The organism is Algoriphagus sp. PAP.12, from assembly GCF_026652115.1.
GTDB lineage: Bacteria > Bacteroidota > Bacteroidia > Cytophagales > Cyclobacteriaceae > Algoriphagus.
On sequence record NZ_JAPPSQ010000008.1, the window covers coordinates 120793 to 134646 of the forward strand.

Sequence of the window (13854 nt, forward strand, 5' to 3'; positions counted from 1 at the left end):
CTCATGAATCAGTTAAAAACGAGCATTCGTACCAAAGAGAACAAACGAAGATTGAACTTTGCCATCAAGCTCATTCTCTTGATTTTACTCGAATATTTTTCAGAAGCTGACACCTTTCTAAAACCTATTTTAGAAGACAACCTAGTTCTTAAAAACATCATCCGAGCACTCATCTTTTTGATTAGTGCCAATCTGATTATCTCTTTAGGGCGAATAATTACCCTTCGATTTTATCTTCAAAAAACAGCTGAAACGAAGGTCTTGCCCAATTTCGTGGTGGGGATTGGAAGGATTTCGGTGATCTTAAATGCGCTGGCACTTTTGATCTCTCTGATGCTGGCTTTTGGAATAAAACCTCTTGAATTCCTTACCTCCATCACCATTGTCGCGGCTGCGATTGCCCTTTTGACAAAGGATTACATCACCAGCATAGTAAACGGTCTGATCATTATGTTTTCAGAACAATTGGAAATCGGGGACAAAATCAATATCGGAAGACACACGGGTTTTATCAGAGACATCACTTTGATCAATACTGTTTTGAAAAGCGAAACCGGTGAAATCATTATCATCCCAAACGCAATGGTTTTTGCGACAGATGTCGTCAATTATTCGAAAAATAATACCCATCAGGTAGTTTTTGATGCGGAAATGGCTTACTCTACAGATCTTCAGCTAAACCATCTTGAACAAAGTCTCGGGCAAGTTCTGGAAGATTATAAAGAATACGTTTTCCTAGAAGGAGCCCAGCTAAATGTTTTGGAAAGAAAATCTGAAAATGTGTTGATCAGATATCAATTTCCGATCAAGTCAGGTGAAAAATTGATTGAAGCCCAAGTCAGAAAAACGATAAATCAAGCATTTTTAAATTGGACCAATGAACACAGAAAAGCCTAATTACTTCGATCTCGTCTATCAGGTAGTCAAAGAAATCCCTTCTGGAAGAGTCTGCTCCTATGGCACAATCGCAAATTACCTGGGACTAAAAAGTGGAGCTAGGATGGTAGGTTACGCTATGAATGCAGCTCATACACTACCAGATGTACCAGCTCATAGAGTTGTAAATCGCCAAGGGCTTTTGACCGGAAAAAACCACTTTGAAACTCCAACTAAAATGCAAGAATTACTTGAAGCCGAAGGCGTCAAAGTGGTAAAAGATAAAGTACAGGATTTCGAAAACCTGTTTTGGGATCCCGAAAAGGAACTGAGCCTTTAATCCTTTTTCCTGAAAAGATAAAGGCCCAAAAACATCAACAATCCATTCAGGATCAAAGCTTCAAAGCCAAACTTGTATCCCCAAAGCAATTTTTCGGAATTAGTAGCGATAGCAAAGGTTATCAATGGTGCTGCTATAGCAATATAAGGAACGAATTTATCCTGAACCTTCATTTTGGTAAACAAGCCAAAGGCATACAGTCCAAGTAAGGGACCATAAGTATATCCCGCAATGATAAATACAGAATTGATCACACTTTGATCATTGATCCAATGGAAAATCAAGATGGCAAAAAACATGATGGCAGTGAAAGCCAAATGGACTTTTTTGCGGATTGGAACTCGCTTTTCAGCTGGATATTTTCTTTCAATTTCCAGAAAGTCTATACAAAATGAAGTTGTCAATGCAGTCAAAGTAGAGTCAGCACTGGAATAAGCAGCAGCTGTAATCCCAAGTACGAAAATAATCCCTGCGAAGGCAGAGAAATGCTCAGTCGCCAGCATCGGGAATAATTCGTCAGTTTTTGCAGGGATGCTAATTCCTTTGGTTTCAGCATACAGATACAACATCACTCCAAGGCCCAAAAACATCAAATTGACAATCACCAAAATAGTGGTAAACCAGAACATGTTTTTCTGAGCTTCTCCGATGTTCTTACATGTCAGGTTTTTCTGCATCATATCCTGATCTAGCCCAGTCATCACTATTGTGATAAATGCTCCGGAGATAAATTGCTTAAAGAAATTGGTACCTGCTTTCCAATCCCAATTGAAGATTTTGGAACGGCTATCATCAGCAACAGCTGTGAAATAATCTCCAATCCCGTTGAAATCTAACTCATCACCTACTAACTTGATGCTCACAACGACAGCTAGTAGCATAAAGAACGTTTGCAACGTATCAGTCCATACGACTGTTTTGATTCCTCCTCGGTGGGTATAGAGCCAAATCAATCCCACTGTGATCAATACTGAAACCCAAAATGGAATCCCCAAAGAGTCAAACAAAATCAGTTGAAGAACTGAGGCAACAAGAAAGACTCTTAGGGAGGAACCTAATGTCCTCGAAAGGATAAAAAAGAATGCGCCTGTTTTATAGGACCAAAATCCGAATCGATCCTCCAAATAAGAATAGATCGAAATCAGATTGAGTTTGTAATAAAGCGGCAGCAAAACTTTGGCAATTGTAAAATAGCCCAGTGTATAACCCAAAACAACTTGGAAGTAATAGAAGTTGGTATTACCTACTTCACCTGGAACTGAAATGAAGGTAACTCCGGAAAGGGAGGCGCCTATCATTCCAAAGGCAACCAAAAACCAAGGAGACTGTCTGTCTCCGGTAAAAAAAGTATCTGCGGTTACTTTCCTTGATGTAAACCAAGAAATCAGAAAGAGCAACAAAAAATAACAGGAGATAACGAACAGGACAAGTTGCGGATTCATAATCAAAGTATGGTGAGTCGCCAAAATTGTTCAATATTCTTAATTTTGCAAAATGATTGAAATGAGCACACCATTCCCTCAGATAGAAGAAGAAGAAATCGCCCTAGAGGAATTGCTGGATCTAGAGTCTCATGATCTGATCGTATTCAATGATGACATCAACACATTTGACCATGTAGCCAATATCTTGGTCAAGGTCTGTAAGCATACCCGAGAACAAGCTGAACAATGTACGCTGATCATTCACTATAAGGGAAAATGCGCTGTAAAAAAAGGCAGCCAAGAAGAGCTAAAACCCATGTGTGAAGCTATATTAGATGCAGGAATTCAAGCTACCATCGTTTAACATCCCCTTAAGTGAATTTTCCTTCCAAACTGATCGAAGATGCCGTAACCGAAATCTCCAGACTTCCTGGTATCGGTAAAAAAACAGCACTTAGACTAGCCCTACACCTTCTCAAACAAAACGAAGCCCATACTGAAGCTTTGACCTTGGCCTTGTCCAGGATGCGTTCCGAGATCAAATATTGCAAAACCTGTCACAATATTGCCGACGATGATGAATGCAGCATTTGTAAAAGTCATAGGCGAGACTCCTCCATTATTTGTGTGGTAGAGGATATGAGAGACGTATTGGCTATCGAAAACACCAATCAGTATTTAGGAAAATACCATGTGCTTGGAGGAGTAATTTCTCCAATTCAAGGCATCGGACCAGAGGAATTGAAGATCGGCTCACTGCTTGAAAGAATTGAAAAGAATAGAGATTCAGAACCGGTAAAGGAAATAATCCTAGCATTAAGTGCTACAATGGAAGGTGATACGACCTCATTTTATTTAGCCAAAAAGCTGAAAGAAAAGGGAGTATCCGTCAGTACTATTGCCAGGGGAATCCCCGTTGGAGGAGAATTGGAGTTTACAGATGAAGTAACATTGGGCAGGAGCATCATGACCCGAATAAATTACAATACGGATTGATTTTTTATTTGCCGATTTAAATCCACATCCTATATTTGCACACCTTATGGGGGATTAGCTCACCCCGATCCTCGATTATCGGGACCATGGGGGCTAAAGCGCTACAAAATTTAGCGAATCTATAATTTGGGGGATTAGCTCAGCTGGCTAGAGCGCTACACTGGCAGTGTAGAGGTCATCGGTTCGACTCCGTTATCCTCCACCAAAAGCCTCACATTTCTGTGAGGCTTTTTTTGTTTTCAAAAACTTAAACTCTTTAAAAAAACACCCCTTGAAGAACATTCTCCAAGGGGTGTAAAAATTAAACCAAATACTTTTTTAATAACCTGGGTTTTGCTCAAGCAAAGGATTCTGATCTATTTCACTTTGTGGAATAGGCCATAAATATTGCTTTTCAGCAAATACTCTATGGACTCCATTTGGAGTTGCCTCTGTGATCGAACCTGGGACTAACTGCTCCGGAACGACTTCATGAGCAATATTCCATCTCTTAATATCAAAGAATCGAAGACCCTCTCCGGCTAATTCAACTCTTCTTTCGTGTCTGATTTGCTCTCGAAGTCCAGCTTGATCAAAAGTATTGTCGATGGCAGGCATTTCGATTCCAGGTCTCTGACGAACCATATTGATCGCATCAATGATTTCCTGGCTAGGACCGCTTGATTCATTCACTGCTTCAGCATACATCAATAAGATATCTGCATATCGGATCAAAATAATATCCTGATCACTATTTGTAGCTCCAGACGGAGGCGATTGATTTAGGTACAATCCCTTTTGCCACAAGTGATCTGTAGGCTTTTCTCCTGCTTCTAAAGGGATATTATAATACGGCCTATTCTCACCTACATGGACTACTGTCAGTTCCATTCTAGGATCTCTGTTTAAATAAGGGCTCTCAGGGTCATACATTGGAGATTCTGAAATGCTCTTTCCGTCCAGGCACTCAAACTCATTAACCAAATCCATCAAAGGTGCACAGGAACCCCAATCTCCATACATTCTATCGTATTCATGACGCATCGTAGGAGCTTCATAGACGATTGAAAACATAATCTCTGGATTACCCGCTTGATCAGTTCCATCAAACATACCTGCCCAGTTGTCACTCAGACCAAATGCACCAGAACTCATGATTTCTTTACCAATGGCAGCCGCTTCACTCCATCTTTCGTTATAAAGCAAAACACGCATTTTGAGACCTTGAGCAGATCCTTTGACAGCTCTTCCTTCATAAGCTTTTGCATCAAGATTAGCTATTGCATAATCCAGATCATTCAAAATATAATCCACTGTTTCAGCCTCTGAACTTCTTGGCAGCAAGGCTTCTTCCAATGTAATATCTTCAGGAAGAATAATCATACCACCAAACATCTGAAGCAGAGTTGAATAATGCCAAGCTCTGATAAACTTCACCTCAGCGATGTATTGCTTTTTCTTTGCTTCGTCAAAATCTTCAATCCTGTCTACATTTCTCAAGAAATCATTACAAGCTGCAATCCCTTTGTAAGGAATCGTGTAATAATTTCGTACTACACCACCAGTGGTAGAAGTCACATCACCTGATTGAGGCACATTGAAGAGGTCCGGCCAACTCGCATTACCATATCCATCATCACTGAGCCCATCGATTTGCGTACGCAAACCACCAAACCCAATAATCCAATGACTCGTCACCAAAGTCTGATAAACCCCTGCCAATGCATTGGTTGCATCATTTTCATTTCTCCAAAAAGTCTCTGTAGAAACGGCAGAAAGGGGATTTTTATCTAGAAAATCGCTACATGAATTGAGACCTAAAATAGCAGTCATCCCCAAGCAAATAGCTGTACTTTTTATATTAAATTTCATCTGATGTTCATTTAAAAGTTTACAGTAATACCCATTGAATGAATCTTGTTTTGAGGATAATTAGCCAAAGTACCAATGTTGGCAACCCGCTCAGGATCATACCCATCCAATTTGCTGAATGTCAGGATATTGTCTCCGGAATAATAGACTCTCAAATTGCTCAATCCAACATGATCCAGCACAGTTTGAGGGAATGTATAACCGATCTGTAAATTTTGTAATCTTAAGTAAGAAACATCCTTCAGGTAATAGGTAGACATGGAATTAAAAATCTGAGAATGATCTTCTCCGGCATAAATCCGAGGCATCTCATTGGTAGGATTTTCAGGAGTCCAACGATTTCTCCAGTCAGTTGAAGGAGGGGTACCTTTGTAGAATGGTGATGCTCCCTGATAATTCAAGAATTTCTTACCGCCTTGAGACCCATAGAACCTAGCTCCTAAATCAAAGTTTTTCCACTCAACCGAAAAATTGAATGTATAGGTGAATTTAGGGAATGCACCGGAGATATGAATCCTATCATTTTGATCGATAACACCATCTCCATTCTGATCTTTGTATTTCAAGTCCCCAGGCTGTGGCTCCGGAGATTGGGTAGCTGAATTCTGAACTTCTTCTTCACTTTGGAAGATGCCATCCCACTCCCACATGTACCAGTCATTGTAAGGATACCCTTCTTCATTGATCGTCAAGTTATTGATTTCGCTTTCTCCGAATTTCACCAATTTGTTTTTGAAAGTCTGAACATTACCACCTATGGTATAGAACAAGTCACCCACTTGATTTCTGTAATTTGCAGCAATTTCAAAACCGGTGTTTTTCAGGGTTCCATCATTTATAATCGGAGCATTTAGACCCAAATAGGCAGGAATTTGTGCTCTTCTTAGAATGTTGTCTGTGACCTTATTGAACCAGTCAAAATTCAAAATCAATTTGTCATTGAACAATCCCATGTCAAAACCAACATTGGTAACTGAGGTGGTTTCCCACTTGATATCTTTATTAACCAATGAAGATGGAGAAACTGCCGTCACGATACTCCCATCTATTGGGTAAACACCGTAAGGGAAAGAGCCATTTGCTCCAATGCTCAAGACATTTTGATAAGGATAATATCCAATATCCTGGTTACCCAAAACCCCATGAGAACCACGAAGTTTCAAGTCTGAAACCCAAGAAACATCCTGCATAAAGCCTTCTTCACTCATTCTCCATCCCAGAGAGAAAGATGGGAAATACCCCCATTTGTTACCTTCTGAAAATCTGGAAGACCCGTCAGCTCTAAGATTAGCTTCTACCAGGTACTTTTCGTTGAACGCGTAGTTGATACGACCGAAATAGGACAACATGGACCATTCTTCGGAGTTACCTGATGTGTATTGGGTTGCAGCAGGACCTGCATCGATTTCCTGTGCTGTATTGATGAAATAGGATTTTCTACCGAGACCTAAAGTCTCATACTTATACGATTCCATTTGGTATCCACCTACTACTTTGAAATCATGCTTCCCGATGCTTTTATCGTATGTCAGATGAGAATACAAGACTGGATACAAATCATTGAAGGTTTTAATATCCAAAGAGTTGGTGTTTTCGATCTTCGACAATTTTCCAGAGTGGTAGTTGTATGCTTCAAATTCACCATCGAAAGTTTTTGTTTTGGAATTATTCACATTAAAGCCTCCTTTCACTCTCCAAGTCAAACCCTTCAAAATATTTACATCCATAAATGCATTCGTTTGCAACTGAAGGCCTTTAGTACGTCTTAATGATTCACGTGACATAGCATAAGGATTTGTCATGAAACGATTTCCATTGACCTCTTTTTCGTAAGCATTTCTCGCATATCTCCCATCAGGAAGGGTGGGCGCATAGGTGGGACCCGACGCCATGATCATGCTATACATGTCTCCATAGATATCGTCAGTGACGTCATATCCAATACTGGTATTGACTCCCAACTTGATTCGTTCTGTAGCTTGTGCCGCCACATTAATTCTCAAGTTATATTTTTTGTAATGATATGGGTCAATTGTACCTGGCTGGTCAATATATCCCAATCCGATGTTATATGTACTCTTCTCATTGCCCCCATTGAGACTCAAATGGTGATTTTGAACAGTGGCAGGATTAACCATAAAGTCCACCCAATCAAAATTAGGATAGGCTGACTCATCAGTAGAATTTCGATAGGCGTTGATCTCATCTGAAGTATATATCGGGGAAGCTCCGGATGAATTCAAAGCTGCTTCATTATAAAGCTCCATATATTCTGCAGAATTGGTGATCAAGTCAGGAATAGCAGTAGGAGTATGACTACCAATGTTCATATCGTAGGTTAAAGTCATTTTCCCTTCTTTACCTTGTTTGGTAGTTACCAAAATCACTCCATTGGCTGCTCTAGAACCGTAAATTGCCGCAGAAGCTGCATCTTTCAGCAATGTAACCGTTTCAATATCATTTGGATTGATTCCCGAAAGGCTTCCCGGAATCCCATCAATTACCACTAACGGGCTCACTCCTGCTCCACTGAATGTACCAAATCCCCTTACCAGTAAAGAGACATTGTTACCGCTTGGAGCCCCTGAATTCTGGACCACCTGAAGACCAGGCAAAACCCCCTGAAGCATAGAAGAAGAATTAGCGATTTTACGTTTGTTCAACACCTCTCCTCCTACGGAAGCAACTGAACCTGTTAAATTCGCTTTCTTTTGAGTACCGTATCCTACTACCACGACTTCATCTAACTGAGAAGCATCCTCCAATAGCGTTATTTGAAAATCAGTTTGATTTCCAACTTCAATTTGTTGGGTATCATATCCAATAAATGACACAACTAATATTGCGTCATCAGGAACCTCCATTGAAAAGCGGCCATCTTGATCAGTCACCGTCCCCTGGGTAGTTCCTTTGACCAAAACTGTCGCCCCAGGGATAGACTCGCCTGTTTCATCAGTTATTCGACCAGAAACTTTCTTTTCATAAATGGGAACTGACTCGACTTTTATTCGAGCATCTTTTTTAACATCAATTCCATTATTCACCTGACGAAAAGAAACGGACGTTTGCTCAGCAACCTGGCGTAAAAATCCTTCTACCGAATCAGAGTTCCGATTGAAATGAAGTTGCGTATTCATCTCAAAATCTTTCTTATCAAACCCAAATCGAAAATCAGTATTTGATTCTACGAATTGGATAAACTCTGTAATGCTTAGGGTCTTATTGGGTATTGTCAACTTGACTTCATCGATGCTTTTATATTGAGCGCTGACATTAGTAGCCAAAGCCAAATTCAAAAACACCAACTGAACTACAAACCCATAGAGGAAGTATCTGGACAACATGTATATTGTCTTTTGTAGTTTTAAATTCATAAATTTGAGTTGTTAGATTATAAATAATTTAATGCGTCTGATAGCTAGCTGGTGTCCATTCCCCAATGCAGCACCGTTGCTATGTATCAGACATGACCTATCGGCTTTCCGGTAGGTCTTTTTTATTAGGAGGTATTTGGATTAAGATTGCTCATTAGTCATTTAGGTTTATTGTTACATTTTTTCCTTTTATATCGAACTCAAAATCTTCTATGTAGGACAGTCTAAACAGAACCTGCTCCAAACTTGCATTATCAAAATTGATAGAAACGTCCCACTTCCGGGCAGGATTACCCTGAACAGAAATCTTCACCCCAAACCACTTTTCCAAAGCCTGAACGACATTTTGAAATCCATCATGATCAAAGGCTAGCACTCCATCTTTCCAGCCTATCACTTTGGTAGGATCGAATCCACCAATGATGCTTTTATTTTCATCCAAAGAATAAGAGAGCTGCTGTCCCGGAATTAAATATTCCTGGTTTTCATCAAGGAGGTTTTCAATCTTGACCTTTCCCGTAAGCAAGGCAACTTTCACTTTTTCAGCTTCATGTGTGGTGATGTTAAATGAAGTACCGAGAGCGGTAGTGACTAGATTGGAAGAAGTGACACGGAAAGGCTTTTCTGGATTATGGGAAACCTCAAAAAATGCTTCTCCTTCTAAAGAAACGGCTCTTTCTTCCTTCGTGAAATTTTCAGGGAAACTCAATGTACTATTGCTATTGAGCCAAACAGTAGAGCCATCAGGAAGTCTGAAATTCAACCTTTCTCCTTCACGAGTTGACTTGGTAATATTTGCAATTTGAACCTCCTCACGTATAGGTTCTACATTGGGAACTGTTAAGCTATAAATCCAGGAAAAAGTCAATACCAACAAAATAATTGCAGCAACACGATAGCCCTGCTGGGATCTAAGCCAAATAGATTTTCGAGCTACTTTGCCTTTATTAGAAATAGAGAATTCCGCTTCACTTAAATTTTCATGAGGATGACTCAAAATCTCTCTCAGCACTTCATCCTTAAATTCTGATTTGGCAGATTTTGTCTCAAATTGAAATCCCAAAACTACTTCACGAGCCATTTTCAGGGATTTTATTCTGGAAGGATTTGCCTCCATCCATTTTGACCAATAGGTATCGAGCTCAGGATCTGGGTTTTTCACCCATCTAACAAACTCGGTATTGGCTAAAAGTTCTTTGATGTCGTCCATTTACAAAAACACAATCTTCTATGGATATAAGGAAGAATGCATCTAAATGACATCATTATTTTTTCTGTTTTTAAAAAAAAATCTCAAAACCCCTCAAAACATTAAGAGAATCAATGAATTGAATAAGCTGATTTATATTCAGGAAATTTCGGATTTTAGAAAATCCAATGCCTTGTAGAGTAAGTTTCGGACTGATTTCACATTGGACAAGCCCATCAATTGACGAATCTCTTCATAGGATAGACATTCGTAATAAAAATAATAGATGACTTCCTTTTTACGGGTGGATAGCTGCTGGACCGCCTTGTTGAGGTTATTTATTTGCTCCTCATTCAGCTGCCTATCGACCAAAAACTGTTCATGGCTTAAGGAAACGCTAAAGGAGTAATCATCATTTAACTCCAAAAGTTTATAATACCAGGACTTTTGATCTTTGACTACCCTTCTCTTGAGAGATTTGAAAAGATAAAATTTGATATTATTGGTTGTACTCAAATTCTCTCGGCTCTTTCTTAGGTCGATAAATAGATCTTGGACTGCATCTTTCACTAAATTCTCATTGGAACAAAACATCCTACCAAATTCAAACAAAGAATCAAAGTATGCCTCGTAGATAAAAATAAAAGCAGATTCATTTCCAGACCTAAAGGAATCCCAAACAGTAGAGTCGCTTTGCCCCTGAAACCCGCTTTCTTTTGGGTTCTCAGGCCATTCAAATTCCTCTATATGCTTTTTCTGTTTCACTAAATCAAAAATTTGGGATTATTATTAATTGGCGAAAGAAAGATCAACTCTGAGAAATGCAACCTTCCAAATCTTTAAGCTTTCTAAATTTCGCCAACAATAAAACAACATTTCTAATCCAATTCAAAGTCCAGTTTTTTCCCTTTTAATCATTTTAAACACAACTAATCTTAATTGTTTCAGCTCATAATACTCTTAAAATTTTGATGTAAAACCCTTTTGAACCCTTACTATTAAGCCAATTGACCTAATTTTAGAAAAAACACAAGGGATGTATCAGTCTAGCTAAACCCTTCGTCTTTCAAGCAATTCACTATCTGAACATTAAATGAAAAAAATTCTTTTTTTGATTTTTATCATCCCATTCTTCTCCTGCAAAGACGAAGAACCCTGCACAACATTTGTATTTAGTGAGCCATTCGAAATCCCAATTCACGAGACAATCTCTCATTGTACCGAGCTGATTTCCATTTCATTTTTGGATATCACCCAAGACTCCCGATGCCCGGAAAATGTAACCTGTGTTTGGCAGGGATTAGTTGAAGTAGAAATACTAGTTAAAGTAAATGGCGATGAAGAAAGCTTTTTATTGAGTTCATTCCCGCAATTTGAGGGAGTGCCCAGTCAAGTGGATTTCAATGGCTATTCAATCTCCCTGGTAGATGTTATTCCCTATCCCAATACCACTAAAAAATACCGGGAGGAGGATTTGCTGTTAAGCTTGTTAGTTGAAAAGACTGTGGACTAATCGTATCTTGCTGAAAAGATTCGGCAATGATCAACCGGCTATTCAAATCAATGTTTTTAAGTTTCCTCGTAGGAGCAGTTTTCTTCTCTTGTTCTTGTAATCCCGAAAAAATCGCATCCTTGGCTATGAAAGGAATGGAGTCCATGATGGGTGAAGGCTTTTTACCTTCAGATGAAATCAGAGCTCTAGGAGGATTTCAAAATGTCAGCGTCAATTTAAATAAATCCTCTACCGAGGATTCGGAATCAGCTACAATTTTTCTCAAACTCCAAAATGGAGACCCTTTGGTCCTAGGTAATCAACCTGAAGTACTAGCTAGAAAATGTGCCGAAATTTATGTCAGAGACTTTGAAAATGCCTCAGATTATCAGCAAATTACAGTACAATTTATTCAGTCTGACCCTCAAAACCCGGACAACTTTGCGATGCAGGAATACGAGTTTCAGGTTGAAGATTTGCTTTCATCTTAACACCAGCAGCCATGAATATCCCTGAAGAATTTAAAAAGCCACCCTTATCTCTAGGCGATTGGGTCATCAATGTCATTATCTCCAAAATCCCACTCATTGGGTTCATCATGCTCATCGTTTGGGCAGTGGACAACAACACGGAGGAAAACAAAGCAAATTGGGCAAAAGCAGAATTGATCTCCTGGCTCATTGGTTTTGCGATTGCTATGATTTTTGTCGCAATCATTGGTTTTGGAGTATTTGCTAACTTCGCCGATGAAATTGACTGGTCACAAATCGATTAAATGAAATACAAAGCTATCTGTTCCGACATTGACGGAACCCTATTAAACTCTGAAAGAGACCTTTCCGAAAAGCTCAAAAATCTAGTCTATACCCTACCTGAGGATTTCCCTGTCATCTTGGCCAGCTCGAGAATGCCTGATGCCATGAGACACTTGCTTCAGGATCTAAAAAGACCATTGGAACCTTTGATTGCTTACAATGGAGGCTTTGTCATTGACCAGCATGGAAAAGTGTTGGACTCTGTGGAAATTCCATTGGATTTGGTTTCAAAGATTATTGAACTGACTCAGAAAACAGAGATTCATGTCAGCTTATATCAAGGTGAAAATTGGTATGAGGAAAAAGAAGATTATTGGTCCAAGCGAGAAATCAAAAACACGAAAGTTGAGCCTACTTGGCAAAACCATAAGGTTACTTTGGAGCTATGGAAGGAAAGCAATTCCGGTGCTCACAAGGTCATGGTGATGGGTGACAGCAATGAAATCAGCTGGCTTTTTGGAGAATTACATTTGGCCTACAGCGATCAAATTCATTTGTACCGATCCAAAGACACCTATATCGAGATTGCTCCGAAAAAGATCTCCAAAGCAACTGCTCTTGAATTAGTCTTGAATAAGCTATACACTTTTGGAATGGAAGATGTCATCGCTTTTGGTGATAACTACAACGATATCGACCTGATCCAATCCGTTGGCTGGGGAGTAGCGGTTGCCAATGCCAGACCCGAAGTCAAATCCGTAGCAAAGGAGATTACCTTGGAAAATAAAGAGGATGGTGTAGCTATTGCATTGGAGCGATTGATGATTGTCCCGGAGGTTTAAAGTATATCTCCTCCTCCTTCGACATCTTCAATTGCCTGAGCTAAAAAGTCATTGAAGGGCTTCATTTTTATGAAGCCTTCCATGGCCAAATTGATATAATTTCCCGAATCCACATCCTTATCAGAAATCGGTCTGGTCACTGTAAAACTCTTTAATTTCAGGTATTCGATATATGGATGATCCGCATCATAATCACGGGGACTAGTTTTGAGCTTTTCCCCACTGATTTCTCCAAATAGCTTTTTGAATTCAGTCTCGGACTCAATTTTTTCTAATTCAGCACCTGAATAATCAATCTCCTTTCTGATTTTCTTCAAAACATCAGAAGGTGGCATCCAAATACCTCCTCCGAAAAATGAATTTCCTGGCTGAACCTGAACGTAATACCCTGGCCCGTCTGACTTTTTCCCTCCTGGGGAAAAATAAGCTCCAAAATTCAATTTATAAGGGTTCTTATTGGCAGAAAAACGAATATCTCGATTTTGTCGAAATACACATTCTTTGGGCTTGAAAGTCGAAAATTCGGGTTCCAATTCCGAAAGCTGTTTCAAAAAAACCTCCACATCTTTCAAAAATTCTCCTCTCGTTTCCTGATACCATTTCTTGTTGGCATCCATCCATTCTTTTGAATTGTTTTCGGCTAATTGGGATAAAAATTTCAGATAAGATCTCATGGATTTATTTTCTACTGGTAACTCAGGATTTTTCTGAATAG

General features: G+C 39.4%; 14 protein-coding genes and 1 tRNA gene. 9 read left to right on the top strand and 6 right to left on the bottom strand.

Translation table 11 applies throughout. The annotated features are described in order from the left end of the window. The first annotated feature begins 3 nt into the window (after positions 1 to 3). Both O0V13_RS11595 and O0V13_RS11600 read left to right on the top strand, forming a co-directional pair. On the top strand, positions 4 to 897 hold the full coding sequence (locus tag O0V13_RS11595; protein ID WP_268035122.1) for a mechanosensitive ion channel family protein: 894 nt from the start codon (positions 4 to 6) through the stop codon (positions 895 to 897). Then, entirely contained in the window at positions 878 to 1216 is a 339-nt protein-coding gene (locus tag O0V13_RS11600; protein ID WP_268035123.1) for an MGMT family protein, read from the top strand. Before O0V13_RS11595 ends, O0V13_RS11600 begins: the two co-directional genes overlap by 20 nt. Here the strand turns inward: O0V13_RS11600 and O0V13_RS11605 are convergent. Continuing rightward, on the bottom strand, positions 1213 to 2658 hold the full coding sequence (locus O0V13_RS11605; RefSeq protein WP_268035124.1) for a sodium:solute symporter: 1446 nt from the start codon (positions 2656 to 2658) through the stop codon (positions 1213 to 1215). The two genes, O0V13_RS11600 and O0V13_RS11605, sit on opposite strands and share 4 nt — an antisense overlap. A gap of 61 nt (positions 2659 to 2719) precedes the next feature. Between O0V13_RS11605 and O0V13_RS11610 the strand changes: the two genes are divergently transcribed. From O0V13_RS11610 to O0V13_RS11620, 3 genes are all read left to right on the top strand, one after another. Continuing rightward, positions 2720 to 3004, top strand: a complete 285-nt coding sequence (locus O0V13_RS11610; protein ID WP_268035125.1) for an ATP-dependent Clp protease adaptor ClpS — start codon at positions 2720 to 2722, stop codon at positions 3002 to 3004. A gap of 11 nt (positions 3005 to 3015) precedes the next feature. Then, a complete protein-coding gene (gene recR / locus O0V13_RS11615; RefSeq protein ID WP_268035126.1) occupies positions 3016 to 3636 on the top strand; it encodes a recombination mediator RecR in 621 nt (206 codons plus the stop codon). A 128-nt stretch (positions 3637 to 3764) separates the two neighbouring features. Then, positions 3765 to 3841: transfer RNA gene (locus O0V13_RS11620), tRNA-Ala, on the top strand. Between the two features lie 113 nt (positions 3842 to 3954). On the opposite strand, the gene O0V13_RS11625 is transcribed toward O0V13_RS11620, so the two are convergent. The 4 genes from O0V13_RS11625 to O0V13_RS11640 form a co-directional block, all read right to left on the bottom strand. Further along, complete coding sequence (locus O0V13_RS11625; RefSeq protein ID WP_268035127.1) at positions 3955 to 5487, bottom strand: RagB/SusD family nutrient uptake outer membrane protein; 1533 nt, start codon at positions 5485 to 5487, stop codon at positions 3955 to 3957. An 11-nt stretch (positions 5488 to 5498) separates the two neighbouring features. Further along, the gene (locus O0V13_RS11630) at positions 5499 to 8861 is read right to left on the bottom strand and encodes a SusC/RagA family TonB-linked outer membrane protein (protein ID WP_268035128.1); all 3363 of its coding nucleotides are present in this window, start codon (positions 8859 to 8861) and stop codon (positions 5499 to 5501) included. 154 nt (positions 8862 to 9015) lie between these two features. Continuing rightward, entirely contained in the window at positions 9016 to 10071 is a 1056-nt protein-coding gene (locus tag O0V13_RS11635) for a FecR family protein (RefSeq protein ID WP_268035129.1), read from the bottom strand. 138 nt (positions 10072 to 10209) lie between these two features. Beyond that, on the bottom strand, positions 10210 to 10815 hold the full coding sequence (locus O0V13_RS11640) for an RNA polymerase sigma factor (protein WP_268035130.1): 606 nt from the start codon (positions 10813 to 10815) through the stop codon (positions 10210 to 10212). A 328-nt stretch (positions 10816 to 11143) separates the two neighbouring features. Here O0V13_RS11640 and O0V13_RS11645 point away from each other — a divergent pair, with 328 nt between their 5' ends. The 4 genes from O0V13_RS11645 to O0V13_RS11660 are packed head-to-tail and all read left to right on the top strand — an operon-like array spanning position 11144 to position 13139. Next, positions 11144 to 11563, top strand: coding sequence for a hypothetical protein (locus O0V13_RS11645; protein ID WP_268035131.1), 420 nt, complete (start codon positions 11144 to 11146; stop codon positions 11561 to 11563). 50 nt (positions 11564 to 11613) lie between these two features. After that, on the top strand, positions 11614 to 12033 hold the full coding sequence (locus O0V13_RS11650; protein WP_268035132.1) for a hypothetical protein: 420 nt from the start codon (positions 11614 to 11616) through the stop codon (positions 12031 to 12033). An 11-nt stretch (positions 12034 to 12044) separates the two neighbouring features. After that, positions 12045 to 12317 carry a hypothetical protein gene (locus tag O0V13_RS11655; protein ID WP_073570980.1) on the top strand — a complete coding sequence of 91 codons (273 nt, stop codon included), beginning with the start codon at positions 12045 to 12047 and terminating at the stop codon, positions 12315 to 12317. Beyond that, positions 12318 to 13139, top strand: a complete 822-nt coding sequence (locus O0V13_RS11660) for an HAD family hydrolase (protein ID WP_268035134.1) — start codon at positions 12318 to 12320, stop codon at positions 13137 to 13139. Here O0V13_RS11660 and O0V13_RS11665 read toward each other — a convergent pair. Continuing rightward, entirely contained in the window at positions 13136 to 13813 is a 678-nt protein-coding gene (locus O0V13_RS11665; RefSeq protein WP_268035135.1) for a DUF2461 domain-containing protein, read from the bottom strand. The genes O0V13_RS11660 and O0V13_RS11665 overlap by 4 nt on opposite strands. Positions 13814 to 13854 lie beyond the last annotated feature (41 nt).